At 68.6% G+C, this 23,871-nt stretch carries 19 protein-coding genes and 2 tRNA genes; 9 read left to right on the top strand and 12 right to left on the bottom strand.

The window, feature by feature from the left end; all coding sequences use genetic code 11:
* Positions 1-864: 864 nt before the first annotated feature.
* Complete coding sequence (locus DCE93_RS14505) at positions 865-1,005, bottom strand: hypothetical protein (protein WP_168186151.1); 141 nt, start codon at positions 1,003-1,005, stop codon at positions 865-867.
* 344 nt (positions 1,006-1,349) lie between these two features.
* On the opposite strand from DCE93_RS14505, the gene DCE93_RS01220 reads away from it, so the two are divergent.
* Together DCE93_RS01220 and DCE93_RS01215 are read left to right on the top strand one after the other, a co-directional pair.
* On the top strand, positions 1,350-2,249 hold the full coding sequence (locus DCE93_RS01220; RefSeq protein WP_108594284.1) for a hypothetical protein: 900 nt from the start codon (positions 1,350-1,352) through the stop codon (positions 2,247-2,249).
* Positions 2,246-4,120, top strand: coding sequence for a hypothetical protein (locus DCE93_RS01215; RefSeq protein WP_146184902.1), 1,875 nt, complete (start codon positions 2,246-2,248; stop codon positions 4,118-4,120). Before DCE93_RS01220 ends, DCE93_RS01215 begins: the two co-directional genes overlap by 4 nt.
* A 240-nt stretch (positions 4,121-4,360) precedes the next feature.
* Here DCE93_RS01215 and DCE93_RS01210 read toward each other — a convergent pair.
* From DCE93_RS01210 to serS, 6 genes are all read right to left on the bottom strand, one after another.
* Positions 4,361-4,449, bottom strand: a tRNA-Ser gene (locus DCE93_RS01210).
* 78 nt (positions 4,450-4,527) lie between these two features.
* Positions 4,528-5,736 carry an LCP family protein gene (locus tag DCE93_RS01205; protein WP_244284208.1) on the bottom strand — a complete coding sequence of 403 codons (1,209 nt, stop codon included), beginning with the start codon at positions 5,734-5,736 and terminating at the stop codon, positions 4,528-4,530.
* Positions 5,737-5,863: 127 nt separating this feature from the next.
* A tRNA-Ser gene (locus DCE93_RS01200) sits at positions 5,864-5,948 on the bottom strand.
* A 136-nt stretch (positions 5,949-6,084) separates the two neighbouring features.
* On the bottom strand, positions 6,085-7,344 hold the full coding sequence (locus DCE93_RS01195; RefSeq protein ID WP_108594281.1) for an LCP family protein: 1,260 nt from the start codon (positions 7,342-7,344) through the stop codon (positions 6,085-6,087).
* 74 nt (positions 7,345-7,418) lie between these two features.
* Positions 7,419-8,246, bottom strand: a complete 828-nt coding sequence (locus DCE93_RS01190; protein WP_108596507.1) for an HAD family hydrolase — start codon at positions 8,244-8,246, stop codon at positions 7,419-7,421.
* 11 nt (positions 8,247-8,257) lie between these two features.
* On the bottom strand, positions 8,258-9,523 hold the full coding sequence (serS, locus tag DCE93_RS01185) for a serine--tRNA ligase (protein WP_108594280.1): 1,266 nt from the start codon (positions 9,521-9,523) through the stop codon (positions 8,258-8,260).
* Positions 9,524-9,617: 94 nt separating this feature from the next.
* Here serS and DCE93_RS01180 point away from each other — a divergent pair, with 94 nt between their 5' ends.
* Entirely contained in the window at positions 9,618-10,625 is a 1,008-nt protein-coding gene (locus DCE93_RS01180; RefSeq protein WP_244284207.1) for a diacylglycerol/lipid kinase family protein, read from the top strand.
* Here DCE93_RS01180 and DCE93_RS01175 read toward each other — a convergent pair.
* The gene (locus tag DCE93_RS01175) at positions 10,582-11,394 is read right to left on the bottom strand and encodes a hypothetical protein (protein ID WP_108594279.1); all 813 of its coding nucleotides are present in this window, start codon (positions 11,392-11,394) and stop codon (positions 10,582-10,584) included. The genes DCE93_RS01180 and DCE93_RS01175 overlap by 44 nt on opposite strands.
* 28 nt (positions 11,395-11,422) lie before the next feature.
* Positions 11,423-12,376 carry a prephenate dehydratase gene (gene pheA / locus DCE93_RS01170; protein ID WP_108594278.1) on the bottom strand — a complete coding sequence of 318 codons (954 nt, stop codon included), beginning with the start codon at positions 12,374-12,376 and terminating at the stop codon, positions 11,423-11,425.
* A gap of 80 nt (positions 12,377-12,456) precedes the next feature.
* Here pheA and DCE93_RS01165 point away from each other — a divergent pair, with 80 nt between their 5' ends.
* Together DCE93_RS01165 and pgm are read left to right on the top strand one after the other, a co-directional pair.
* Positions 12,457-13,734, top strand: coding sequence for a DUF445 domain-containing protein (locus DCE93_RS01165; RefSeq protein WP_108594277.1), 1,278 nt, complete (start codon positions 12,457-12,459; stop codon positions 13,732-13,734).
* Between the two features lie 28 nt (positions 13,735-13,762).
* A complete protein-coding gene (gene pgm / locus DCE93_RS01160) occupies positions 13,763-15,403 on the top strand; it encodes a phosphoglucomutase (alpha-D-glucose-1,6-bisphosphate-dependent) (protein WP_108594276.1) in 1,641 nt (546 codons plus the stop codon).
* On the opposite strand, the gene DCE93_RS01155 is transcribed toward pgm, so the two are convergent.
* The 3 genes from DCE93_RS01155 to DCE93_RS01145 form a co-directional block, all read right to left on the bottom strand.
* A complete protein-coding gene (locus tag DCE93_RS01155) occupies positions 15,381-16,538 on the bottom strand; it encodes an amidase domain-containing protein (protein ID WP_108594275.1) in 1,158 nt (385 codons plus the stop codon). The two genes, pgm and DCE93_RS01155, sit on opposite strands and share 23 nt — an antisense overlap.
* Positions 16,539-16,655: 117 nt before the next feature.
* Positions 16,656-17,981 carry an MFS transporter gene (locus DCE93_RS01150; protein ID WP_108594274.1) on the bottom strand — a complete coding sequence of 442 codons (1,326 nt, stop codon included), beginning with the start codon at positions 17,979-17,981 and terminating at the stop codon, positions 16,656-16,658.
* A gap of 4 nt (positions 17,982-17,985) precedes the next feature.
* Entirely contained in the window at positions 17,986-18,810 is an 825-nt protein-coding gene (locus DCE93_RS01145) for a M15 family metallopeptidase (RefSeq protein ID WP_244284206.1), read from the bottom strand.
* A 230-nt stretch (positions 18,811-19,040) separates the two neighbouring features.
* Between DCE93_RS01145 and DCE93_RS01140 the strand changes: the two genes are divergently transcribed.
* From DCE93_RS01140 to DCE93_RS01125, 4 genes are all read left to right on the top strand, one after another.
* Positions 19,041-20,342, top strand: coding sequence for an ABC transporter substrate-binding protein (locus DCE93_RS01140; RefSeq protein ID WP_108596505.1), 1,302 nt, complete (start codon positions 19,041-19,043; stop codon positions 20,340-20,342).
* A 79-nt stretch (positions 20,343-20,421) separates the two neighbouring features.
* Positions 20,422-21,465: a carbohydrate ABC transporter permease gene (locus DCE93_RS01135; protein WP_108594272.1), complete on the top strand. Its 1,044-nt coding sequence runs from the start codon at positions 20,422-20,424 to the stop codon at positions 21,463-21,465.
* 119 nt (positions 21,466-21,584) lie between these two features.
* Complete coding sequence (locus tag DCE93_RS01130; RefSeq protein WP_108596504.1) at positions 21,585-22,415, top strand: carbohydrate ABC transporter permease; 831 nt, start codon at positions 21,585-21,587, stop codon at positions 22,413-22,415.
* A gap of 2 nt (positions 22,416-22,417) precedes the next feature.
* The gene (locus DCE93_RS01125; protein WP_108594271.1) at positions 22,418-23,869 is read left to right on the top strand and encodes a glycoside hydrolase family 1 protein; all 1,452 of its coding nucleotides are present in this window, start codon (positions 22,418-22,420) and stop codon (positions 23,867-23,869) included.
* The last annotated feature ends 2 nt before the right edge of the window (positions 23,870-23,871 follow it).

Raw genomic sequence — 23,871 nt, 5'->3', positions numbered from 1 at the left:
CAGCCGCCACCGGAGCGAGTGCTACAAGCGCCGCTGTCACCCCTACCGTCAGGGCAACGCGGACACCTCTTCGTTTCCTCATGAATCCCCCTTAGATATCGGCCCTTTGCCGATTTTCGCCGAAGCTACTCCTATCCGACATATGTTGTCAACGGTGGCTTGCAAGCACGCGAACCCCTACACTCCTCCATATGAGGGTCGGATTCTTGGCAACATCACTCCTGCTCGTCGGGGTTGCAATGACAGGATGCATAGCCCAAGAGATCCCTGCATTGTCAGAGGCGGCGACTCCGACAGACGCGCCTGCGGAGATCGAATCAATCGACGGCATCGATCCCACGTCGAGTCGCTGGCTGGCCAAGGACGGGGCTACCGACGTTTTCGTGGCACGGGGTACGGAGCCCGCTGGATCCTTCTGCCTCGTAGTCGTGAAGCACAGCCAGGGCTCAGCGCACTGCGGCACCTCATTGCCGATTGAAATCGCGCTCGAAGGCGGGACTTACCGGCTCGCCACGACGGCACCTGGGTCGGATTGGGACGAAGTCGCTCACGGGCTCTGGTTGGAAAGCTCCTAGCCACCAGGCGACGACTGCGCCGTTCACCGTCGAACGGACCGCCGAGTGCCTAAGGATGTGGCCGGCGTCACCACTCGTCGGTGTCGGGGAAGTCTCCGCCGCCGAACTTCTCGTTCGCGGCCGACATCACGCCTCACTGTCGAAAACGACAGCGCAGCACGCCTGAACGCGACTAGACACGCTGACACCTCGGTGTACACCTATTTGGCGACGGCCAGCGAGAACAGCACGCTCCTTCTCCCTCAGGCCGCTCAGCTCGAACCGTCGGCTTCAGCCAACCGCACCGTGCCTAGATCTGCTTGACCTCGACACCAACCCCGAGTGTCCGTTCGAACCTGACCACGTCTTCGAGGCGCATGATGATCTCACCGTCCAGCAGTCGGCGGAGGCGCGTGTAGTGCTTGTCTTCGGGTCCGGCGTACCCCCGCACGCTGAGATCCCGCGACGAAAGTTGAGCGCGGAGCTCGAGTGCGACGCGGTGCTGAAGTTCAGCTACTCCGAGACGGTCTCTGTCTCTTTCCGTGCTCGCGGGCACCCAAGTCACGTCAGTCGAGCGTCCGAATCCTGCTCTGGGCAGACACCAGTCGCGCGGGCGGAAGCGTGGATTGGGCATGTCGAAAGTATACCCAATGGGACCATAGTCCCAAAGGGACTACACCTTTCACAACATGTCTACTCCTCGTGCCCCAAGAAACCCGCTCCCACTCGACAAACCATCCCATCCTCGCTACAACTGGTGAAAACAACCATCATGTTCGCGATGAGGCGCGGACCGTGATCGAGGAATACACACCCCACCCACCCACAGCCGACTACTGGCATCTCGTCCGCGACTTCGTGGTCGCGTGCGTCGGCCGCCGCGCGCCGGATTCGATCCGAACGGTTCGGGCGCATCTGACACAGCTCGCCGACTACGCCGTCTGGTTGTGGCAGGACGGGACACCGCTCGAACCGGTTTCAGCGTTCGACGCCGACATCATCGACATGTACGTCCGGCACACCCTTCGCAACAAGGGGAAGGACAAGTACTACCGGTACCGGGTCGAGCTCTGCCTCACCTCGTACGCGGAGCTCCTGACCGGGGTCAAGATCCAAAGGAAACTCGGGACCACACCCACGGTGCCGGCACCGTACCGACCGGCGGAGCTCCGCGCGTTCCTCAACGTCGCGCACTCCCAGCCGACCCCATCGGCCCGACGGGATCTGGCCGCGGCCCTCGCTCTCGGCGCCGGCGCCGGGCTCATGACCCACGAAATGCTGCACCTGAAGGTCGGCGATGTCGAGCCGACCGACTTCGGCCACCTCATCCACGTCAAAGGCCGCAAGGCGCGATCCATTCCCCTGAGGCACGACTGGATCTCCACCCTCGACCCGCTCGTCCTCGATCGTGGCCCTGACGACTACGTTGCATGGACGCTGCGAACGCGTAGCGATCAAACGACGCTCAGCCGCGGACTACTCAAACGAGTCAGCGGCAAGGCCCCAGACCTTGGACGCCTCCGAACGACGTGGATCGTCCAGCTACTCACACTCGGACTCCCCATCGACCGATGCCTCGAACTCGCCCGCATCAGAACCCTGCAAGGTTTGAAGCCGTACTACGACATGGTGCCCGAACGGGAAACCCGCATCGACGATCTGCTGATCATCGCCGGGCTCGAGGATCCCCGATGACCCGGCCAACGGTGAAACCGATCAAACAGTCACCCAACCGTCGCCACGCGCTAACACGGCTCGCGACCGACTACTCGGTACTCACCGACGAGCGGCGCGCCGGCCGTGGACGTTGGACTCCTGTCGGCATGAAAGAGATCGAGCTTCCGCTCGAACTCATCCGCAGCTCCCAGGTCCTCGACTACCTGGTGGAGTGGCGTGCGGAGGAGCCACCGAAGTACCGGGGCGGCGCAAAATCAACAATCACGGACCTGCACGTCCTCGTCGCGGCGACCGTGCTCGCCCTCGAGCACTCTTCGCTCCATCTGAAACGAATGAGGGACGTCCTCGCCTACCGTCTCGACGACGAAGCCCGCGAGTACCTCGGTGTTCCCCCGCAGCCAGACGACAAGCACGACCCGGTCGCCGCGAAGAATTGGAAGAACAACACCGAATACGCCGCGAAGAAACTCATCAAGATCATGGACCCATACGCGGACCTCGATCGGCGTCGACCAACGACCCGCGACCAACGCACCGAGTTCCGTGCTCGCCTCGATCACGACCCCCGCCGACGAAACCTGGAGCGCCGAAAGAAGGAACATCTCGACCAGTTCTCGAACGCCTTCCTCGAAGCGACCTACCAGACGATGAACCGGGACACACGCCGCGCACTCACGAAGAGCGGACTGACTGCTGATCAGACACCGATGCCGACCGCCGGCCGCATCGGCCGGTCCCGACTCGTGGACGGGGCCGAGCGTAAGAACCCGAAGGTCCTCGAGCCCGAGATGAACTGGTACTACAAACGACCCGACGATCGGGAGCAGCGACCCGGCGAGGGCGGCGGACCAGGCAAGGACACATCGTCATCAGTGTGGGGTGCCGCCGCGAACTTCGCCATCCTGACTGCCGAGATCAAAGGGGTACCCGTACCGCCGATCGCGATCGGGTTTTCCCTCAGCACTCCACTCGTCGACTCCGAAGGCGAGCTGGTGAAGCTCGCGAAGTCAGTCGTCGACCGCGGCCATAAGCCGGCGCACATCACCGCCGACCGCGAATTCTTCGCAGGCAAAGACATCGAGAAGCTTCACAAACCAGTCCGCGAACTCGGGTTTGATGTGGTCACTGACTACAAGCGCGACATGCTCGGCGTGAAGGGCGGGCACGCAGGCGCCGTCCAAATCGAAGGACGCCACTACTGCCCCGGCATGGGCCCTGACCTCATGAACGCTTCGGTTGACGCCGAATCCGGGCTTCTCGACGAAGACACCTACATCCAACGCATCGAGAAGCGGCGAGCATTCGAACTCCGCGCGAAAGAACGCCCCGACGAAAACGGAAAGCAACCCATGATGTGCCCGGCGCACGGCCCTCAAGCACGCGTCGTCTGCCCGCTGCGGGAACGCCACCCCAAGTCGTCCTCCAAACCGAAAGCAAAGGTCCTCCCGGCGAACGTCCCAGTTGCGATCGACGGGCAACTGCCGGCCGTATGCAGCCAGACGTCGGTAACGTTCACGGGCGACGAAGGCCTCAAGCACAAGCAGGTTCTCCGCTACGGATCCGAAGAATGGGCCGAAACGTACAACCGCGACCGAAACCTCTCCGAGGGATTCAACTCATACATCAAAGACCCCAGCCACGAAGCTTTCGAGGCCCGTGGCGGGCGGCGCATGCGTGGGCTCGCGGCCCAGCAGTTCCTCGCGACCTTCCTTGTCGTCTCCGCTAACCTCCGCGCGATCTATACCTTCGTCCACGACCGCTACCTCGCCGAGGCATACGGCGTCACGAAGAACCGCGCCGTTCACATCTCCGACTACGCACGGAACTGGTTCACCAAACCCGCTACTGACGCGGCTGGTCCACCAGCGCAGCACCCTCTCCGAACATGAGGGCGCTCACCAACATCTGACAAACCCCGCACACCCGCACGCAACAGCGCTTCAGCACGCCCTGAAACAAGAATCTGAAGCCAGCCGACAGCTCCCTCGCAGAATCTCACTCGGCCAGTAACTCAACAGAGCCGTAGACACCACCAGGAAACACGAAAGCCCCCGCAGAACGCGGGGGCTTTTTCATTTGGGGTGAGATTTCAGACCGTTTCGATCAAGAAATCAGGTCACCCCATTGAGCGGAGACGAGGGGATTTGAACCCCTGGTCCCCTTACGGGGACTCCACCTTAGCAGGGTGGTGCACTCGGCCGGACTATGCGACGTCTCCTCGTATGCGTTCACACGCACACGCGAGAGCCATCATAACCCGCGGATGCCGCGGATGACGATTCGGCGATCGTGACCGCTACTGGTCGTCGAGCGTACGGCCTGCGGAGCACCGAGTCTCGGCCGCGGTCTGGCCCGCGACGTCGCTCGGCAGCGCCTCGACGGTGGCTGCGGGAGCGGGAGCGGCAGGATCGGCCGGCGCCTCGGCTTCACCCTCGACGGGCACCGCTTCGGCGGGCACCTCCGCCGGCGGAGCGATCGCGTTGGGGTCTCCGGCCGACGCGAACGCCGACTCCTGCGCTGCTGCGTCGAAGGTCACCGGCAGGTCGTTCTGCAGCGCGGTGTTCACGTACTCCGCCGAACTCGTGGGCGCGACCGCGCCGCCGCCGTCGACATAGGCGGTCGGGTACTGGATGAACGCGATCTTGTTGAGGTCGGTGTCTTTCAGGGCCTTCGCGATCGAGATCATGCGGGTCGGGTCCATGAGGCTGTCGGAGAGCTGCATGTTCGCGAGCGCGGCCTTGGCGATGGAGTAGAGCTTCACCGGATCGCCGAGCGTGCCGTTCGACTGCAGGGTTCGCGCGAGCGAGGAGAGGAAGACCTGCTGGTTCGAGATGCGGGCCAGGTCGCTGCCGTCGCCGACGCCGTGACGGGTGCGGAGGAACTGGAGCGCGGCCACGCCCGAGAGGTTGTGGGTGCCGGCCGGGAGGAAGGTGCCGGTGTACTCGTCTTCGATCGGCTCCGCCACGCAGACATCGACGCCGCCGACCGCTTCGGAGAGACCCGCGACACCCATGAACTGCACGACCCCGGCGAAGGGGATCGTGACACCCAGCTGGTTCTCGACCGTCTTGACGACGCAGCCGAGACCGCCGTGCGAGAGCACCGAGTTGATCTTCACGCCATACAGCTCGGAGAACGGCTCTTCGGGGTCGTCGGGGTCGTCGCATTCGGGCACGTCGACGAGCATGTCGCGCGGAAAGCTCACGACTGATGCGTTGGAGTGATCTTCGGAGATGTGCAGCAGCATGGTGACGTCGTTGAGCACGGCGGTCTCTTCGTCGGGATCGCCGAAGGCCATGCCCTGACCCTGACGGCTGTCGCTGCCGACGACGAGGATGTTGACGCCGCCCTCCATCGCGCCCACGTCGGGCACGCCGTCGAGCACGTCTTCGTTGCCGAGGGTGATGGTCGGCTGCACGCTCTGCGCGAGGTCCCACGCGGCATACGCCGCGACGGCCGAGCCCGAGACGAGGGCGACAGCGGCGACGGAGGCGGTGACTTTCACGACTGTCTTCCAGGTCGCGCGTCGCTTGAGACGGCCGTGCCGAACGACGGGAACGGAGTTGGCAGCGCGACGTGCACTGCTCCGCAACTCTTCTGTCACCGCTGTCCTCTCAGGTTCGGGGTATGCGCGGAGGGCGTGGGATTCGAACCCACGAGGCATTGCTGCCCACTGGTTTTCAAGACCAGCTCCATCGGCCGCTCGGACAGCCCTCCATGCCCGTGCGCTGCCGCGGAGAACCACGGAACGTGCAGGCAGGCCCCGATTCTAGCCGACGCGGGATTCGAACAGCCTTGCAGGCGACCCTGAAAGGGTGCTGAAGCGGCTGGCCTGCGGCGTCGCGCTTCCGATTCAGCCGGCGTTCGCCGTTGAACAGCGAACGTCGTCGCCGTCTTGGCCGGGCACGTCCGGGGGGAGAGACTCCACCGGCGCCGAGGTGGCAGGGGGGTCAGCAGGGTCAGCGGGCACCGGTTCGGCCGGCGGCGGAGCTGCGGGGTCGGCGACAGTGCCGAACTCGGTGTTCTCGTTCGCCGTCGGATCGAGCTGCACGGGCCGGTCGGCCTGCAGCGCCGCGTTGACGAGCGCCGCAGCCTCGGAGGGCAGCACGGCCGTCTTGTCGTCGTTGTACCCCGTCGGGTACTGGATGAATGCGACCTTCGACAGATCGATGTCCTGCAGCGCCCTGGCGATCGAGACGAGCCGCGCCGGGTCCTGCACCTCAGACGTCAGCTGCATGTTCGAGGTCACCGCCTTCGCGATCGAGTAGAGCTTCACCGGGTCCTGCAGCGTGCCACCGGACTTCACGGTGCGCATGAGCGAAGCGAGGAAGATCTGCTGGTTCGAGATGCGCCCGAGGTCGCTGCCGTCGCCGACGCCGTGGCGGGAGCGGAGGAAGGCGAGCGCGTCGTAGCCCGAGATGCTGTGCGTGCCGGCATCGAGGTGGAGGCCGGAGTAGTCGTCGTCGATGCGTTCGGCGAGACACACCTCGACGCCGCCGACCGCCGTCGAGAGCGCGGCCACGCCGTCGAACTCGACGATGCCGCCGGCTTGGATCGTGACGCCGGTCAGCGCTTCGATCGTCGAGGCGACGCAGTTGAACCCGCCGTGGGAGAGCACGGAGTTGAGCTTCACTCCCGACATCGCCGAGAGCGGCTCGCCCTCGGGGTCTGCGGGGTCGGGACATTCGGGCACCGACACGATCAGGTCGCGGGGAAAGCTCACGACCTCCACGTGCGAGTGATCCTGCGAGATGTGCAGCAGCATCGTGACGTCGTTGAGCTCGCCGGACTCCTCTTCGGGGTCGCCGAACGCACCGCTCGCCGGCCGCTTGTCGCTGCCGACGAGCACGAAGCTCAGTCCGCCGTCCATCGCTCCGATGTCTGGAACGTCGTCGAGGATCGCCTCGTTCTCGAGTTCGAGCGGGGGCTTGAACGAGTTCCAGAGATCGATCGCCGCGAAGGCGGCGACCCCCGCGGTGCTCACCGCGAGCACGGCGACGACGGATGCCGCGAGCTTCAGGTACGTCGAGGCGGCACCGCGCCTCGGCATCCGCCCGTGCCTCGGCGCCGGCGTCTGCGCCGTGCCTTCGTGCTGCTCGCCCGGATCGCTCACCGCGCCCCCTCCGACGGGGCGATTCTATGCCGACAGCCTCCGAGCCCGCCGTGACGGGCGTGCAGCGCGGCGCGTCACGGCAGCGAGTCGAGCACCGCCGCGAGCCCCGCGTCGTCGATCGAGCCGCCGACTTCGCCCGCGGCCTCGCGTACCTCGACTGGCGCCTGCCCCATCGCGACGGCACGGCCGGCCGCACCCGCCCAGGCGAACATCTCGAGGTCGTTGCGCCCGTCGCCGGCGGCGAGAACCCGGTCGATCGGCAGTTCGAGCCATCCGCGCACACGCTCGAGCGCGGTCGCCTTGTTGACGCCGTCGGGGGCGATGTCGAGCCATGCCGTCCAGCCGATGGCGTAGCTCACGTGGTGCAGGCCCATGCGGTCGACGATCTCGAAGAACTCGTCGAGCCCGTGCTCGAGGCTCGTCACGACGACGCGGGTCGCACGCTGGTCGAGCAGCTCTTCGAAGAGCACCTCGCGGGCGTTGTCGAGGTTCCACTCGGACATGCCCTCGGTGTACAGGCGGTACCCGTCGGGCAGTTCGACCATGAACTTGCCGGCCGGCAGGAAGGCGCGGATGCGTTCGAGCACCGGCGTCGGGTCGAACGTCTCGACATGACGTCTGGTGTAGCCGTCGGCTGCTGCGTCGTCGCGCTGCATCGTGATGGCGCCGTTCGCGCACACGACGTACTCGGGGCGGAGGTCGAGCTGCTCGAGCACGGGCGCCGTCGTCGCCCACGAGCGCCCGGTGGCGAGCGTCACGACGTGGCCGCGGTCACGCGCGGCGGCGACCGCGTCGACGACGACCTGGTCGATCGATCCGTCTTCGTGCATGATCGTGCCGTCGACGTCGAGGGCGACGAACCACGGCTCGACGGCTTCGACGTCGGCGTCGGCCCGGGGCATCCGCTCGATGCTCATGCGATCGGCTCGAGCACCTCGAGGCCGCCGAGGTACCCGCGCAGGGCCTCGGGCACGACGACCGAGCCGTCGGCCTGCTGGTGCGTCTCGAGGATCGCGACGAGCCAGCGGGTCGTCGCGAGCGTGCCGTTGAGCGTTGCGACGGGCGCGGTCTTGCCGGTCTCGGTGCGGTGGCGGATGTCGAGGCGACGGGCCTGGAACGTCGTGCAGTTCGAGGTGGACGTGAGTTCGCGGTACGCCTGCTGGGTGGGCACCCACGCCTCGACGTCGTACTTGCGCGCGGCGCTCGAGCCGAGGTCGCCCGCGGCCGTGTCGATCACGCGGTACGAGAGGCCGAGGTCTTGCAGCATGCCCTCCTGCCAGCCGAGCAGGCGCTCGTGCTCGGCCTCGGCGTCGGCCGGGTCGATGTAGGTGAACATCTCGAGCTTGTTGAACTGGTGCACCCGGATGATGCCCCGGGTGTCTTTGCCGTGGCTGCCCGCCTCGCTGCGATAGCAGGTCGACCAGCCCGCGTAGCGGATGGGCCCCTTGGACACGTCGATGATCTCGTCGGCGTGGTAGCCGGCGAGCGCGACCTCGCTCGTGCCCGTGAGGTAGAGCTCCTGCTCGGGCAGGTAGTAGACCTCGTCGGAGTGCGCGCCGAGGAATCCGGTGCCCTGCATGATCTCGGGCCGCACGAGCGTCGGCGTGATGAGCGGCGTGAAGTCCGCCGCGATCGCCCGGTCGAGGCCCATGTTCATGAGCGCGAGCTCGAGGCGGGCGCCGATGCCCTTGAGGTAGTGGAACCGGGCGCCCGAGACCTTCGCGCCGCGCTGCATGTCGATGGCGTCGAGCAGCTCGCCGATCTCGAGGTGGTCGCGCGGCTCGAAGTCGAAGGCGGGGATCTCGCCGACCTCGCGCAGCACGACGAAGTCGTCTTCACCGCCGGCCGGCACGCCGTCGATGACGATGTTGCCGAGTCGCTGCACGGCGAGCGTGAACTCGGCCTCGGCGTCGCTCACGGCCTGGTTCGCCGCCTTCACCCGAGCGGCGAGTTCTTGCGCCTCGGCGACGAGCGCGGCCTTGGCGTCTTTCGGCGCCTGCGCGACCTGCTTGCCGAAGGCGTTCTGCTCGGCGCGAAGCGCTTCGAACACCGTGATCGCCGTGCGCCGCGCAGCGTCGGCGTCGACGGCCGAGTCGACCAGCGCCACGGACTCGCCGCGGAGCTCTTGCGAACGCTTGATCAGGTCTGGGTTCTCGCGGAGCAGCACGGGGTCGATCACCCGAGCAAGTCTAGCCGGGGCATCCGACCGGCCGATCGGCTGGCTGCGAGTATTCATCGCGACTTCGGGGGCGCGATGCAATACCGTGGGCTGAATGACGGCAGAAGATCAGCGGGCGATGGATGCTGCGGGCCGGCGTCCGCGCGCGGCCGTGATCTTCAATCCGACCAAGCAGGGCGTCGAGGCGCTGCGCGCCGCCATCGGGGCGGCCGAGGAGCGACAGCACTTCGCCCCGTCCCTCTGGATCGAGACCACGGAAGACGACCCGGGCAAGGGCATGGCCCGCGAGGCGCTCGATGCGGGCGTCGATATCGTGATCGCGGCGGGGGGCGACGGCACCGTGCGTTCGGTCGCGGGAGCGCTGCGTGGAACCGGGGTGCCGCTCGGACTCGTGCCCATCGGCACCGGAAACCTCTTCGCCCGCAATCTCGACATCCCAGTGAACGACCAGGCCGATGCGGTCGTGCTCGCCTTCGCCGGCCTCGATCGCGCCGTCGACGTCATCGTCGCCGATATCACGCGGCCCGACGGCTCCGACGAGACGCATGTGTCACTCGTGATGAGCGGCATCGGCGTCGATGCCGCGATGATCTCGAACACGAACGCCGACCTGAAGAAGCGCGTCGGCTGGCTCGCCTACGTCGATGCCGGCATTCGCGCGCTGCCCGCGTCGAAGCCGTACCGGGTTCTGCGCCGCGTCGACACCGGCCGCCAGCACCGCTCGAAGGTGGCGAGCATCCTCGTCGCGAATCTCGGCTACCTGCCGGGCAACATCGAGCTCATCCCCGATGCCGAGATCGACGACGGGCGGCTCGATGTGGTCGTGCTGCAACCGCGCAACGCGTTCGGCTGGCTGCTCATCTGGCGCAAGGTCGCCTGGGAGAACCGGGTGCTGCGCAAGTCTGCACTCGGGCGGCAGTTCCTCGACCTCACGGGCGGCAACAAGCGCACCGAGATCCTCTACCTGCGCGGGCGGTCGGTCGAGCTCGAGATCGAGGGTGCGGCGGAGGAGTTCGAGATCGACGGCGACGAGTTCGGGCTCGTGGTGTCGGCCCGCTTCAGGGTCGATCCGGCCGCGCTGATCGTGCGCGTGCCGCGCTGATCGCGGCGAGAACGAGCAAACCAAGCACCGCCCACAGCGCCGCCTCGACCGCTGCGGAAGAGAGAGTGTGCGCGGTCGACTGGAGCGCCATCAGCCGCACCTCCTCGTCATCGGGTGCGCCGCTCCAGCCGCCGTTTCGCCCGTCTCCCGTGATGCTCACGTACCAGGCCACGAGCACGATGGCGGCGGCGATCACCCCGACCAGCCCGAGAAACGCCCGGCCGCCCGACAAGGGCCGCACCTGCGCCGACTCTCGAACCGACCACACCCGGCGCAGGGCGAGCGCCGAGAGAAGCGCGACGGCGCCGAGGAAGCCGACCCTCACGAGGGCCGGCGCAGACATCCACGTGATCTCTCGGAGCACGGTGTTCGAGCCCATTCCCGTGTAGTTGCTCGGATCGCTGCTCACCGTCCAGATCATCGAGAGGCCGATTACGACGAATGCACCGAGCAGTGACCATGCCACGATCAACCACGGTCGCAGGACGCCGGCCGCCGGATCGGGTTCCGGCTCCGGCTCCACGGGCTCGAACACCCGAACGAGTTGTTCGACGCTCCCCTCGACCTCTTCGGCGGTCTCCTGCGTCACCGGAGCCGGCATCGGCGGATCGGGGACGCGGTGCAATGCGGGCACCTGCGCCGGGGTGGGCGGCGACGCCACGGAACGCGCGGGCGCGGCATCCGTCTCGCTCACCCCATGACCCGAGTACCCGCGCTGGAATCGCGGGTCGAACCGCGGGTCGATGCCGGTCGTAGCGCCGTCGCTCACGTGGACTCCTCGGGTCAGGGGCGCCCGATCACTCGGGTTCGCCGCTCAGCAGGCCGCGCAGCCAGTCGCGGGCCTCGATGAAGATGCCGTCATCGTACTTCGAGTGGTACGCGACCTCCCGCTGATCGGCGCGCGGATACGAGCCGAGGAAGATCACGTTGGGGCTCGTTCGGCGCAGGCCGAGCAGCGCGTCGGCGACCCGCTCGTCGGCGGCGTGCCCGTCGATGTCGACGACGAAGCGGTAGCGGCCGAGGGCGTCGCCGATCGGTCGCGACTGGATGAGCGAGAGGTTCACGCCGCGGGTCGAGAACTGCTCGAGCATCGCGAGCAGCGCACCCGGTTCATCGTCGGGCAGCTCGACGATGAGGCTCGTCTTGTCGGCTCCGGTCGGCTCGGGCAGCTCGCGCGAGCGGCTCACGAGCACGAAGCGGGTGACGGCGCGGGGGTTGTCGCCGATGTCGCGGGCGAGCACGTCGACGTCGAGATGGTCGGTGATGCCGGGCGGCGCCACGGCTGCGTCGGCCGGGCTGCCTTCGAAGAGGGATGCCGCGGCGGCCACGTTGCTCGTCGCCGGGATGTGACCGTGATCGGGCAGCTCGCGCTCGAGCCAGCCCCGCGACTGCGCGTACGCGACGGGGTGCGCGTTGACGACCCGCACGTCGGCGAGCGCGGTGCCGGGCCTCGCGACGAGCACGAAGTTCACGGGCACGAGGTACTCGCCGACGATGCGGAGCCCCGGCACGGTGGCCAGCGCATCCTGCGTGGCAGAGACGCCGCCGTCGACTGAGTTCTCGATCGCGATCATCGCGGCGGTCGAACGGCCGCTCGTGACATCCGCGAGCGCTTCGCCGACGTTGTTCACCGCCCGCCAGTGCTTGCCGGATGCCGCGGGCACCTGCTTGAGCGCGGCCTCGGTGAAGGTGCCGGCCGGCCCCAGGTAGGAGTAGGTCTCCTCGGGCGGGGTGGCTGCGGCATCCGTCATGCAGGCCAGCCTAGCCACCGGCTCGCCGCGGAGCGGCTAGCGTCGAATGCGTGCGAACCCCGAAGGGCGAGGAGGGGACGATGACGACGATCGATGAACGCCGGGCCGTGCCGACCGATGCCGAGCGACTCGTGGCGCTCCGACGCATGAAACGGGTCGCGGCCGGGTTGCTGCTCGTCGCCGCTGTCGTGTTCGCGGTGTCGTTCGCACTGCAGGACGAGGTGCCGTGGCTCGGCTACGTGCGCGCGGCGGCCGAGGGCGCGATGGTCGGCGCGATCGCGGACTGGTTCGCGGTGACGGCGCTGTTCCGGTACCCGCTCGGCATCCGGATTCCGCACACCGCGATCATTCCGAACCGCAAGGACGAGATCGGCGCGAGCCTCGGCGCCTTCGTCGAGAACGAGTTCCTCTCCGACGAGGTCGTGCTCGGCAAGCTCCGCTCGATCGGCATCGCCCGCCGGCTCGGCGGCTGGCTCGCGACGCCCGCGAACGCCGAGCGGCTCACCGCCGAGGCATCCGTCGCCGCACGAGGCGTGCTCACCCTGCTCGGCGACGACGACGTCGAAGACGTCATCGAGCGGCTCGCCCGTCGCCATCTCTTCGAGCCCGAGTGGGCGCCCGCGATCGGCCGGGTCGGCGCCCGGCTCGTGGCGGCCGACCAGCAGCGCGCCGCCGTCGACGTGGTGCTCGAGAAGACCGAGGCCTGGCTCGAGGCGCACCCCGAGGCGTTCGGCAGCATGATCTCCGACCGGCTGCCGCGCTGGCTGCCGGGCTTCGTCGACCGCCTCGTCGACGACCGGGCCTCACGCGAGGTGCTCGGGCTCGTGCGGGCGGTGCGCACCGATGACGGGCATCCGCTGCGTGTCGCGATCGACCGCTACCTCGCAGAGCTCGCCGACGCCCTGCAGCACGACCCGGCCATGATCGCGCGCGTCGAGACGCTCAAGGTCGAGCTGCTCGAGAGCCCCCGGGTGCGCGAGTTCGCGGGCGAGGTGTGGGCCTCGGTGAAGTCGACGCTCGACACGGCCCTCGCCGACCCGACGAGCGAGCTCCGTGCCGGGCTCAGCTCGGCGGTCGTCGAGGTCGGTGCGCGGCTCGTCGCCGACGAGGGCCTCGCCGCGAAGGTCGACACCTGGATGACGGATGCCGCGGCCTACGTCGTGCGCAGCTACCGCCACGAGATCGCCGGCGTCATCACCGAGACCGTCGAACGCTGGGACCCGCGGGAGACGACCGAGAAGCTCGAACTGCAGGTCGGCCGCGACCTGCAGTTCATCCGCATCAACGGCACCGTCGTCGGCGCGCTCGCCGGGCTCGCCATCTTCACGATCGCCACGGCGCTGCACACTCTCGTCTGAGCCGCGGCTCGGTGCCAGACTGGGTCTCATGCACGAGCGAGCAGGCACCCCGGCGACCGCATCCGACCTCATCGACGTGGAGGCGCTCGTCAGGGCGTACTACGAGCGAAAGCCGGATGCCTCGGTGCCGGCGCAGCGCGTCGCGTTCGGCACCTCGGGCCATCGCGGGTCGGCGCTCACCTCGAGCTTCAACGAAGACCACATCCTCGCCATCACGCAGGCGATCGTCGAGTACCGCTCCGCGCAGGGCATCACCGGCCCGCTCTTCATCGGCGCCGACACGCACGCTCTCAGCGCCCCGGCGCAGACGACCGCGCTCGACGTGCTCGTGGCCAACAAGGTGCGGGTGCTCGCCGACGAGTTCGACGACTACGTGCCGACGCCGGCGCTGTCGCACGCGATCCTGAAGTGGAACAACGACCCGGCCAGGCGTGCAGAGGGCGAGGCCGACGGCATCGTCATCACGCCCTCGCACAACCCGCCGCAGGACGGCGGCTTCAAGTACAACCCGCCGCACGGCGGCCCGGCCGATTCCGACGCCACGAGCTGGATCGCGAACCGCGCCAACGAGCTCATCGCGGGCGGCCTCGCCGACGTCAGGCAGGCCGAGCCGAGCGGCGTCGAGACCTACGACTTCCGCGGCGAGTACGTCGCCGACCTCGCGAACATCATCGACTTCGACGCGATCCGGTCGGCAGGCGTCAAGATCGGCGCCGATCCGCTCGGCGGGGCATCCGTCTCGTACTGGGGCGCGATCCGCGACGCCTACGACCTCGACCTCACGGTCGTCAACGAACGCGTCGACCCGGCCTGGGCGTTCATGACCCTCGACTGGGACGGCAAGATCCGCATGGACCCGTCGTCGCCGAGCGCCATGGCGTCGGTGCTCGAGCACGCGGGCGACTACGACATCCTCACCGGCAACGACGCCGACGCCGACCGGCACGGCATCGTCACGCCCGACGGCGGGCTCATGAACCCCAACCACTACCTCGCCGTCGCGATCGAGTACCTCTTCGCGCACCGACCGAACTGGCGGGCGGATGCCGCGATCGGCAAGACCCTCGTCTCGAGCTCGATGATCGACCGCGTCGCCGACGCACTCGGGCGGCGCCTCTGGGAGGTGCCGGTCGGCTTCAAGTGGTTCGTGCCGGGCCTCGTCGACGGCTCGGTCGGCTTCGGCGGCGAAGAGAGTGCCGGCGCCTCGTTCCTGCGCTTCGACGGCACCGTCTGGACGACCGACAAAGACGGCATCCTGCTGTGCCTGCTCGCGTCCGAGATCCGCGCGGTCACGGGCCGCTCGCCGTCGGAGCTCTATCGCGACCTCGTCGACCGCTTCGGCGACCCGGCCTACGAGCGCACGGATGCCGCGGCATCCGCTGCCCAGAAGGCCGCGCTCGGCAAGCTCGACGGCGACGCCATCACGGCGACCGAGCTCGCGGGCGAACCCATCACGGCCAAGCTCTCGCACGCGCCGGGGAACGGCGCGGCGATCGGCGGGGTGAAGGTCGAGACCGCCGACGCGTGGTTCGCGGCGCGACCGAGCGGCACCGAAGACGTCTACAAGATCTACGCCGAATCGTTCAAGGGGCCCGAGCACCTCGCCGAGGTGCAGGCCGCCGCGAAGGCCATCGTCGACGCGGCGCTCACCGCAGCGAGAAGTAGCTGACGCCGCCGCCGCCCGAGGCGAGCGCCTCGTCGACGTTCCAGTAGTCGGCGTCCTTCGTGTGTCCGCCGACCCAGACCGTCGTGCCGCCGGGGCCGTGCTCGACGCGCGTCACGACGGCGGTGTGGTCGCGGTCGCCAGAGCCGTCCCAGTCGAACTGGGCGATGTCGCCGACCTTCACGAGGCCGCGCTGCGAGTCGTCGAGCGGCGTCGCGAGGTCTGGGCGGGTGTTCAGCCAGTCGCGCATCGCCGTCGAGCTCGACCAGCTCGGCGACATCGCACCGGTCGCGCGGTCGTAGTACCAGCCGGCATCCATCGCCCAGCCGCGCGCGACGAGCGACTGGCTCGTGAAGTTCGCACAGTCGACACCGCCCAAGACGGTGTACTCGGCCGTGTTGTAACCGCTCCAGTAGGTGAGCACGTAGCCCACCTGCGCGTCGATCGCCGGGTTCGAGGTGTAGGTCAGCGTAAGCGGCTGGGGCGCCGCGTAAACCACCGCCTCGTCGATCGCGGTGAGCTGGGCGGCGAGCAAGACCGGCGCGGCGGCGCCCGCGACGGTCGCCGTGCCGGGCGCGGCGACGGCGACGGGCACGCCCGCGGCATCCGTGAACGCCACCGGCACGTCGCCGAGGGAGGAATCGGCGACCGCGGGCACCTCGAAGGTGAGTTGCCCGGGCGCCGCGGCGACGATGGGCGCGGCGACGCCGCCGACGACGACCTGGCCGACCTGGTCGAGCTGTTCGCCGGTGACGGTCACTTGGGTACCCCCGGTGAAGGGTGCCGCCGCCGTCGAGAGCCCGCTCGTGACGGTCGGCCGTGCCGCGAACGCGCTCGTCGAGATCTCGTCGTTCGCGGCGGCGCTCGCCGGCGTCGAGGCGGCGCTCGCGGCGCTTGCGGCGGCGACCGTCGACTTCTCGCCGGCGGATGCTGCGGCCGCGGCGCCGAACGCACTGACGCTCAGGATCGCACCCGCACAGGTGAGAGCCAGGAACCGGCGCGGCGCCCCGCTCGACGGGCGGCGATTGCGCACCGGCTCAGCGCGGTGTCGCGCACGGCGCGCCGCGCGGCGTTCGACGACGGGTGGTTCGGCGGGCGATTCGGCGGGCGTGGAGGCAGGCGTGAAGAAGCTGAAGAGCACAGGCGGGATTCCGGGTAGAAAGCGGGGGGAACATGACACCCCATCACGCGAATTTGTGAGGAACCCTCTCAAACTCTGGGAACCCGGTGAGAGCGCGCTCTCGGCGGGAAGCCGGGACTACGACACCCCGACCCCGCGGCTCGCGGCCATCGAGCGCACTGCGGCGATGCCCAACGGCACCAGCACGAGCAGCGCGACGACGTTCACGCCGGCGAATCCCGCGGCCCCCAGCACAACCCCCGACAGCGCAGCGGATGCCGCGGCCGCGAGGTTCATCGCCGCGTCCGTCGCCCCCTGCAACGGCACCCGCATCGCCGGGTCGACCGACGTCGTCAGCAAGGTCGATCCGCCGATGAGTCCGCACGACCAGCCCAGGCCGAGCAGGCCGAGGGCGAGCGGCACCAGCAGCATGTCGTCGGCGGGCGCGAGGATGCCGATGAGGGCGGCGGCGACGAGGATGCCGGCACCGATGGCGATCACCCTCGGCGGACCGATGCGGTCGACGAGCCAGCCGACGATCGGGCTCGCACCGTACATGCCGATGATGTGGATGCTGATCACGACGCCGACGAGCGAGAGCGACAGGCCGTGCGCGGTCATGTGCACGGGGGTCATCACCATCACGCCGACCATGACCGTGTGCGAGCAGACGATCGCGAGGATCGCGAACAGCGCCCGCGGCTCGCGCACCGCCGTGCTGAAGGCGCGCCATGCGCCGATCGGCTCGGCCGCGGGAGCCGGTCCCCCGGCGTCGGCGGCCCGCTCGGGCGCGAGCTCGTCGTCGGTCTCGGTGCCCTCGGGTGCGTCGGGTGCGGCGGGTTCGTCAGGTGCGTCGGGTGCGGCATCCGTGGCCATCGACCCGGGCTTCGGCAACCGGAGCAGGGTCGCGACGAGCAGCGTCGACAGGCCGAACGCGATTCCCGAGAAGAGGAACGGACCCACGAGCGGCGGCAGCCCGAGCGCGATGCCCACCGCATCGCCCGTCGCGGCGAGCAGCGGCCCCGCCACCGAACCGAGCGTCGTCGCCCACAGCACGATCGACATCGAACGTGCCTCGAAGCCGGCAGCGGCGACCTCGGTCGCGGCGAACCGCGCCTGCAGTCCTGCGGCGGCTCCGGCACCGAATGCGGCGAGACCGAGGAAGACGAGCGGCACCCAGCCGCTCGCGGCCGCCGCGATCACGAGCACCGCGCCGGTCATCGCCAGCGCGTACCCGGTGGCGAGCGCGACGTGGCGACCGGAGCGCACGGCGAGCCGGGCGAGCGGGATGGCGACGAGGGCCGCGCCCAGCACGCTCGACGACTGCGCGAGCCCGGCGAGCGCGACGGCTCCCGTCAGCTCCTCGACGAGCAGTGCCGCGACGGCGATGCCCGATGCCACCCCGACGCCCGCGAGCAGCTGGTTGACGACCAGCACCGTGAGCGAAAGGCCGCGCCGCGGCATCCGCTCATTCATAGTCGGGCGCAGCAGGCAGGCCGAAGAACTCCTCGAGCGTCGTCACTCCGGTCTCGTGCATCTCGGTTGCGAGCGGCACGCCGACGTAGCGGTAGTGCCACGGCTCGAACTCGTACCCCGCCACAGGGGTCTTGTCGGCCGGGTAGCGCAGGATGAAGCCGAACCGCCACGCGTTGTCGCGAAGCCAGATGCCCTCGGCCGTGTCGGCGAAACAGGTGGCGAGCGAGCACTCGCCGCTCTCGGCGCCGATGTCCATGACGAGTCCGGTCTGGTGCTCGCTGAATCCGGGCCGCGCCGTGAGCAGGTCGTCGCCGTCGTAGATCGACTCCTGCGAGGAGTACGAGCGGAAGGCGCTGTTCGACGCGAGCGCGAGGTCGGCCTCGTCGGAGGCAGCCTCGAACATCGCCACGACCGCGTCGGCGGCCTCTTGGCGGAGCATGGGCTCCCAGGTGTGGGGCACGGGCACGTCGACGAGGTCTTCGGGTTCGAAGTCCTGCGGGTTCAGCGGCCGCAGCTTGTTGACGACGACCCAGATGCTGTTCGGGTCGTCGAGGGAGTGCGCGGTGCGGTCGAAGGTGTCGACGCTCGCCGGCGCCGGTGCCGCGCCGGGCACCGGTCGAGGGGTGCCAGGGCCCGGCGAAGCGGATGCCCCGTGGGCGGTCGAGTTCGACGTCGAGCCTGCTGCCGGGCCGCCCGAAACGGCGCCGATCACGACGACGGCGACGGCGACGAGGGCGAGGCTCAGCGAGCCCGCGATCACGAGTCGTCGCTGCTGCCTCGCCTCGTCGGACGACCCCGCACGTTCACTCGCTGGCACCGTTCGAGTCTACGCCGGGGCCGTGGAGCGAGCTGGGAGTTCGGCTCGGAGCGAGGAGACCGACCGTGCCCCGCCGCACGGGACGACGCTGTGAGAGCGCTCTCTTGACAACGCCGAACGGACTGCATAGAGTCACACCTCGAATCGTGAGAGCGCTCTCACCATTCCCGACGAGAGCGCGCTCACGCACTGTGACACATTCCCGTCCACGCACACACAAAGGAGTGACCGTGAAGTTCTCACGCCATACGAAGGTTGCCGCGGCCGTTGCCGGCGCGGCGACCATCGCCCTCCTCGCCTCCGCCTGTTCGACAGGCGGCGGCGAAGAGAGCGACGGCGACATCACACTGACCGTGACCACGTTCGGCACGTTCGGCTACGACGACCTGTACACGGAGTACGAGGAAGCCAACCCGGGCGTCACCATCGAGGCGACGAATATCGACACCGGCGGCAACGCCCGCACCGACGCGTTCACCAAGCTCGCCGCCGGCTCGGGGCTCTCCGACGTCGTGGCGATCGAGGAAGGCTGGCTCGGCGCCATCATGGAGGTCTCCGACCAGTTCGCCGACCTCACCGAGTACGGCATCGCCGACCGCAAGGGCGACTGGGTCGACTGGAAGTACGAGCAGGCGACCGACCCCGAAGGCCGGGTCATCGGCTACGGCACCGACATCGGCCCGACCGGCATCTGCTACAACGGCCCCGCGCTCGAAGCCGCGGGCCTGCCGAGCGACCGCGAGAGCGTCGCCGAGCTGCTGAACGGCGACTGGGCGCACTACTTCGACGTGGGCCGCCAGTACCAGCAGGCGACCGGGAAGGCGTGGTTCGACCACTCCGGCTTCGTCTGGAACTCGATGGTGAACCAGATGCCCGAGGGCTACTACACGACCGACGGCGAACTGAACGTCGAGGACAACGCCGACCTCAAGGCGAACTTCGGCCTGCTTGCCGGCGCGGTCGACGACGGCCTCTCGGCGGCACAGACCGCGTGGGACTGGAACGGCGGCAAGTCGTTCGTCGACGGCGCCTTCGCGACCTTCGTCTGCCCCGGCTGGATGCTCGGCGTCGTCGAAGGACAGGTCGAGACCGGTGGCGGCGATGCCTCGACCGGTTGGGACTTCGCCGACGTCTTCCCGGGCGGCGCAGCCAACTGGGGCGGCGCCTTCCTCTCGGTGCCCGAGACGTCAGAGCACAAGGAAGCGGCAGCCAAGCTCGCCGACTGGCTCACGCAGCCCGAGCAACAGGTGAAGCAGTCAGCCGCGGCCGGCAACTTCCCGAGCACCATCGGAGCGCAGGAGACCCTCGCCGAGGAGGCGACGCCGAACGAGTTCTTCAACGGCGCCCCGACCGGATCCATCCTCGCCGCGCGCGCCGAGGGCGTCGTGGCCCAGTTCAAGGGCCCCGACGACTCCGTCATCCAGGAGAACGTCTTCGGCCCGCCGCTCTCGGCGCTCGACCGCGGTGAAGCCGACGCGACGTCGGCCTGGGACCAGGCCATCGAGCTGCTCCACGAGCTCGTCGGCGAGTAGTCCCACCTGAGGAACGGAGAGCCCTCGGGCGCACCGCCCGAGGGCTCTCCCCCGTCACTCCCCCACGACTGGACATCGCATGACCACGACCATCCGGCCCCCCGCGAGCGGGACCACCAGCCCGCAGCGCCGAGCCGCGGCATCCGACCCCCTGACCTTCCGTCAGCGCCTCTCGCGCTTCGACGTCAAGGCGAGCCCCTACTTCTACGTCTCGCCCTTCTTCGTCCTCTTCGCGCTCGTCGGGCTCTTCCCTCTCGGCTACACGCTCGTCGTGTCGATGCACGAGTGGGATCTGCTGAAGGGGCAGGGCGCATTCGTCGGCTTCGACAACTTCGTCGAGATCCTCGGCGACAGCATGTTTTGGAACTCCATCGGCAACACGATCAGCATCTTCCTGCTGTCGTCGATCCCGCAGCTCGTCATCGCGCTCGTCGTCGCGTACCTGCTCGACCAGGGCCTTCGCGCCCCGACCTTCTGGCGCATGAGCGTGCTGCTGCCCTACATCGTGACCCCCGTCGCCGTGGCGATCATCTTCTCGAGCGCCTTCAACGAGGCCGACGGGCTCGTCAACAACCTCCTCAACGTCTTCGGCATCCCCGACCAGCAGTGGAAGCACGACACCTTCCTCAGCCACATCGCGATCGCCACCATGGTGAACTTCCGCTGGACCGGCTACAACGCCCTCATCCTGCTCGCGGCGATGCAGTCGGTGCCGCGCGACCTCTACGAGTCCGCCGCGATCGACGGCGCCGGAGCCGTGCGCCGGTTCTTCTCCATCACGATCCCCTCGATCCGCCCGACGCTCATCTTCGTCATCATCACCGCCACGATCGGCGGGCTGCAGATCTTCGCCGAGCCGCGCCTCTTCGACGTCTCGACCGCAGGCGGCATCGGCGGCAGCGACCGCCAGTTCCAGACCACCGTGCTGTTCATGTGGGAACTCGCATTCTTCCGGCGCGACTTCGGCGAGGCCGCAGCCGTCGCCTGGCTGCTGTTCCTCCTCATCGTCGGGTTCGGCCTCGTGAACTTCCTGATCTCCCGCCGCATCGCCACCGGCGGCGACAAACCCGACCGCCGCACCCGCCGAGCACGCGAGCGCGCCACCCGAGGAGGAGCGGCATGAGCACCCTGACCCCCGAGCCCATCCCCGCCGTACTCGTCGACGACGTCGAACCCGATCGCCCGGCGCGACCCCGCTACGACGACGGCAGCGGCAACCCCGGCCGCCGCCCCCGACGCGCGATGGGCACCGCCGGCATCGGCAGCCGCCCCGGCTTCCTCACCTACGGGCTGCTCGCCGCGTTCATCATCGGCGGCGCCTACCCGCTCTGGTGGTCGGTCGTCGTCGGCAGCGGCACGAACGCCACCCGCGGCGAGACCCTGCCGCTCATCCCGGGCGGCAACTTCCTCGCCAACGCGACGAAGGTGCTCGACGCCATCCCGTTCTGGCTCGCCCTCGGCAACTCGATCGTGATCTCGGCGGTCATCACGGTCTCGGTCGTGACGTTCTCGACGCTCGCGGGGTACGCGTTCGCGAAACTCCGCTTCCGCGGCCGTGACGGGCTCATGGTGTTCGTCATCGCCACCATGGCGATCCCGACCCAGCTCGGCATCATCCCCCTCTTCATGGTGATGCGCGAGCTCGGCTGGACCGGCACCATCGGCGCCGTCATCGTGCCGACCCTCGTGACCGCCTTCGGCGTCTTCTTCATGCGCCAGTACCTCGTCGACGTCATCCCCGACGAGCTGATCGAAGCGGCCAGGGTCGACGGCGCGAACCAGATCCGCACCTTCTTCAACGTCGCCCTGCCCGCCGCCCGACCGGCGATGGCGATCCTCGGCCTCTTCACGTTCATGATGGCGTGGACCGACTACCTCTGGCCGCTCATCGTCTTGAGCCCGACGAACCCCACCCTGCAGACGGCGCTCAGCCAGCTGCAATCGGGCTACTACGTCGACTACTCGATCGTGCTCACCGGTGCGGTGCTGGCCACCATCCCGCTGCTCGTGCTCTTCGTGATCGCGGGCAAGCAACTCATCTCGGGAATCATGCAAGGAGCTGTGAAGGGTTGAACGTGAACCACCCGTCGTTTCGTCGAGACTGGCCCGCCGACTTCATCTGGGGATCGGCGACGGCCGCGGCCCAGATCGAGGGCGCTGCCCATGAAGGCGGCAAGGAGGATTCGATCTGGGACGCGTTCGCCCGCGTTCCGGGCGCGATCGCCGGCGGCGACACCCCCGATCGCGCCGTCGACCACTATCACCGCATGCCCGAGGACGTCGCGCTCATGCGCTCGCTCGGCCTCGACTCCTACCGCTTCTCGACGAGTTGGGCCCGCGTCGTGCCGGGCGGTCGCGCCGTGAACCGCGAGGGCCTCGACTTCTACTCGCGCCTCGTCGACGAACTGCTCGGCGCCGGCATCCTGCCGTGGCTCACGCTCTACCACTGGGACCTGCCGCAGGCCCTGCAGGAGCAGGGCGGGTGGGCGAACCGCGACACCGCCTTCCGCTTCGTCGAGTACGCCGAGGCCGTCTACGACGTGCTCGGCGATCGGGTGACGCACTGGACGACGTTCAACGAGCCGCTCTGCTCCTCGCTCATCGGCTACGTCGGCGGCGAGCACGCACCCGGCCTGAACGACCCCGAGGCGGGGCTCGCTGCCGTGCACCACCAGCACCTCGCGCACGGCCTCGCCGTCGAGAGGCTCAGGGGCCTCGCGGATGCAGCGGGGCGCGACATCCGGCTCGGCATCACGCTGAACCTCACGAACGCGGTGCCGAACGACGCGGCCGACCCCGTCGACCTCGAAGCCGCCCGACGCATCGACGCGCTGTGGAACCGGATGTACCTCGAGCCCCTGCTGCTCGGGGCGTATCCCGCCGACCTGCTCGCCGATGTGCGGGAGTTCGGGCTGGACTCGCGAGTGCTGCCCGGCGACCTCGAGCAGATCGCGCAGCCGATCGACTTCCTCGGCGTGAACCACTACCACGACGACAACGTGTCGGGGCATCCGCTGCCCGCCGACGCCGCGCCGTCGTTGCGCCCGACCGATCGGCCCGGCCGCTCGCCGTTCCCCGGCAGCGAGCACGTCTCGACGCCGTCGCGAGGGCTGCCGCGCACGTCGATGGACTGGGAGGTGAATCCCGGCGGCCTCACCCGCCTGCTCGTGCGGCTGGGGGCGGAATACCCGAATCTGCCCCCGCTCTACGTGACCGAGAACGGCGCGGCCTACGACGATGTCGTCTCGGCCGACGGAGCCGTGCACGATGCGGAACGCACGGCGTACGTGCTCGACCACGTCGATGCGATCGCGGACGCGATCGAGCAGGGCGCCGACGTGCGCGGCTACTTCGTGTGGTCGCTGCTCGACAACTTCGAATGGGCCTGGGGGTACGAGAAGCGGTTCGGCATCGTGCGGGTCGATTACGACACCTTCGAGCGCACGCCGAAGGACAGCGCACACGCCTTCTCGTCACTGATCGCAAGGTCGAAGACGCACGCCGCGACGACGACTATCGTGGGGTGAAT

This window comes from Agromyces badenianii (assembly GCF_003070885.1).
GTDB lineage: Bacteria > Actinomycetota > Actinomycetes > Actinomycetales > Microbacteriaceae > Agromyces > Agromyces badenianii.
This window is presented reverse-complemented; position numbering and strand designations above follow the sequence as displayed.

Bases quoted from the DNA above. Each gene is read 5' to 3' on its own strand.
- pgm (WP_108594276.1), top strand. From the start codon at position 13,763: ATGCACGAGCGAGCAGGCACCCCGGCGACCGCATCCGACCTCATCGAC.
- DCE93_RS01150 (WP_108594274.1), bottom strand. From the start codon at position 17,981: ATGCCGCGGCGCGGCCTTTCGCTCACGGTGCTGGTCGTCAACCAGCTG.
- DCE93_RS01135 (WP_108594272.1), top strand. From the start codon at position 20,422: ATGACCACGACCATCCGGCCCCCCGCGAGCGGGACCACCAGCCCGCAG.
- DCE93_RS01190 (WP_108596507.1), bottom strand. From the start codon at position 8,246: ATGCCCCGGGCCGACGCCGACGTCGAAGCCGTCGAGCCGTGGTTCGTC.
- DCE93_RS01165 (WP_108594277.1), top strand. From the start codon at position 12,457: ATGACGACGATCGATGAACGCCGGGCCGTGCCGACCGATGCCGAGCGA.
- DCE93_RS01215 (WP_146184902.1), top strand. From the start codon at position 2,246: ATGACCCGGCCAACGGTGAAACCGATCAAACAGTCACCCAACCGTCGC.
- DCE93_RS01130 (WP_108596504.1), top strand. From the start codon at position 21,585: ATGGGCACCGCCGGCATCGGCAGCCGCCCCGGCTTCCTCACCTACGGG.
- DCE93_RS01180 (WP_244284207.1), top strand. From the start codon at position 9,618: ATGACGGCAGAAGATCAGCGGGCGATGGATGCTGCGGGCCGGCGTCCG.
- pheA (WP_108594278.1), bottom strand. From the start codon at position 12,376: ATGACGGATGCCGCAGCCACCCCGCCCGAGGAGACCTACTCCTACCTG.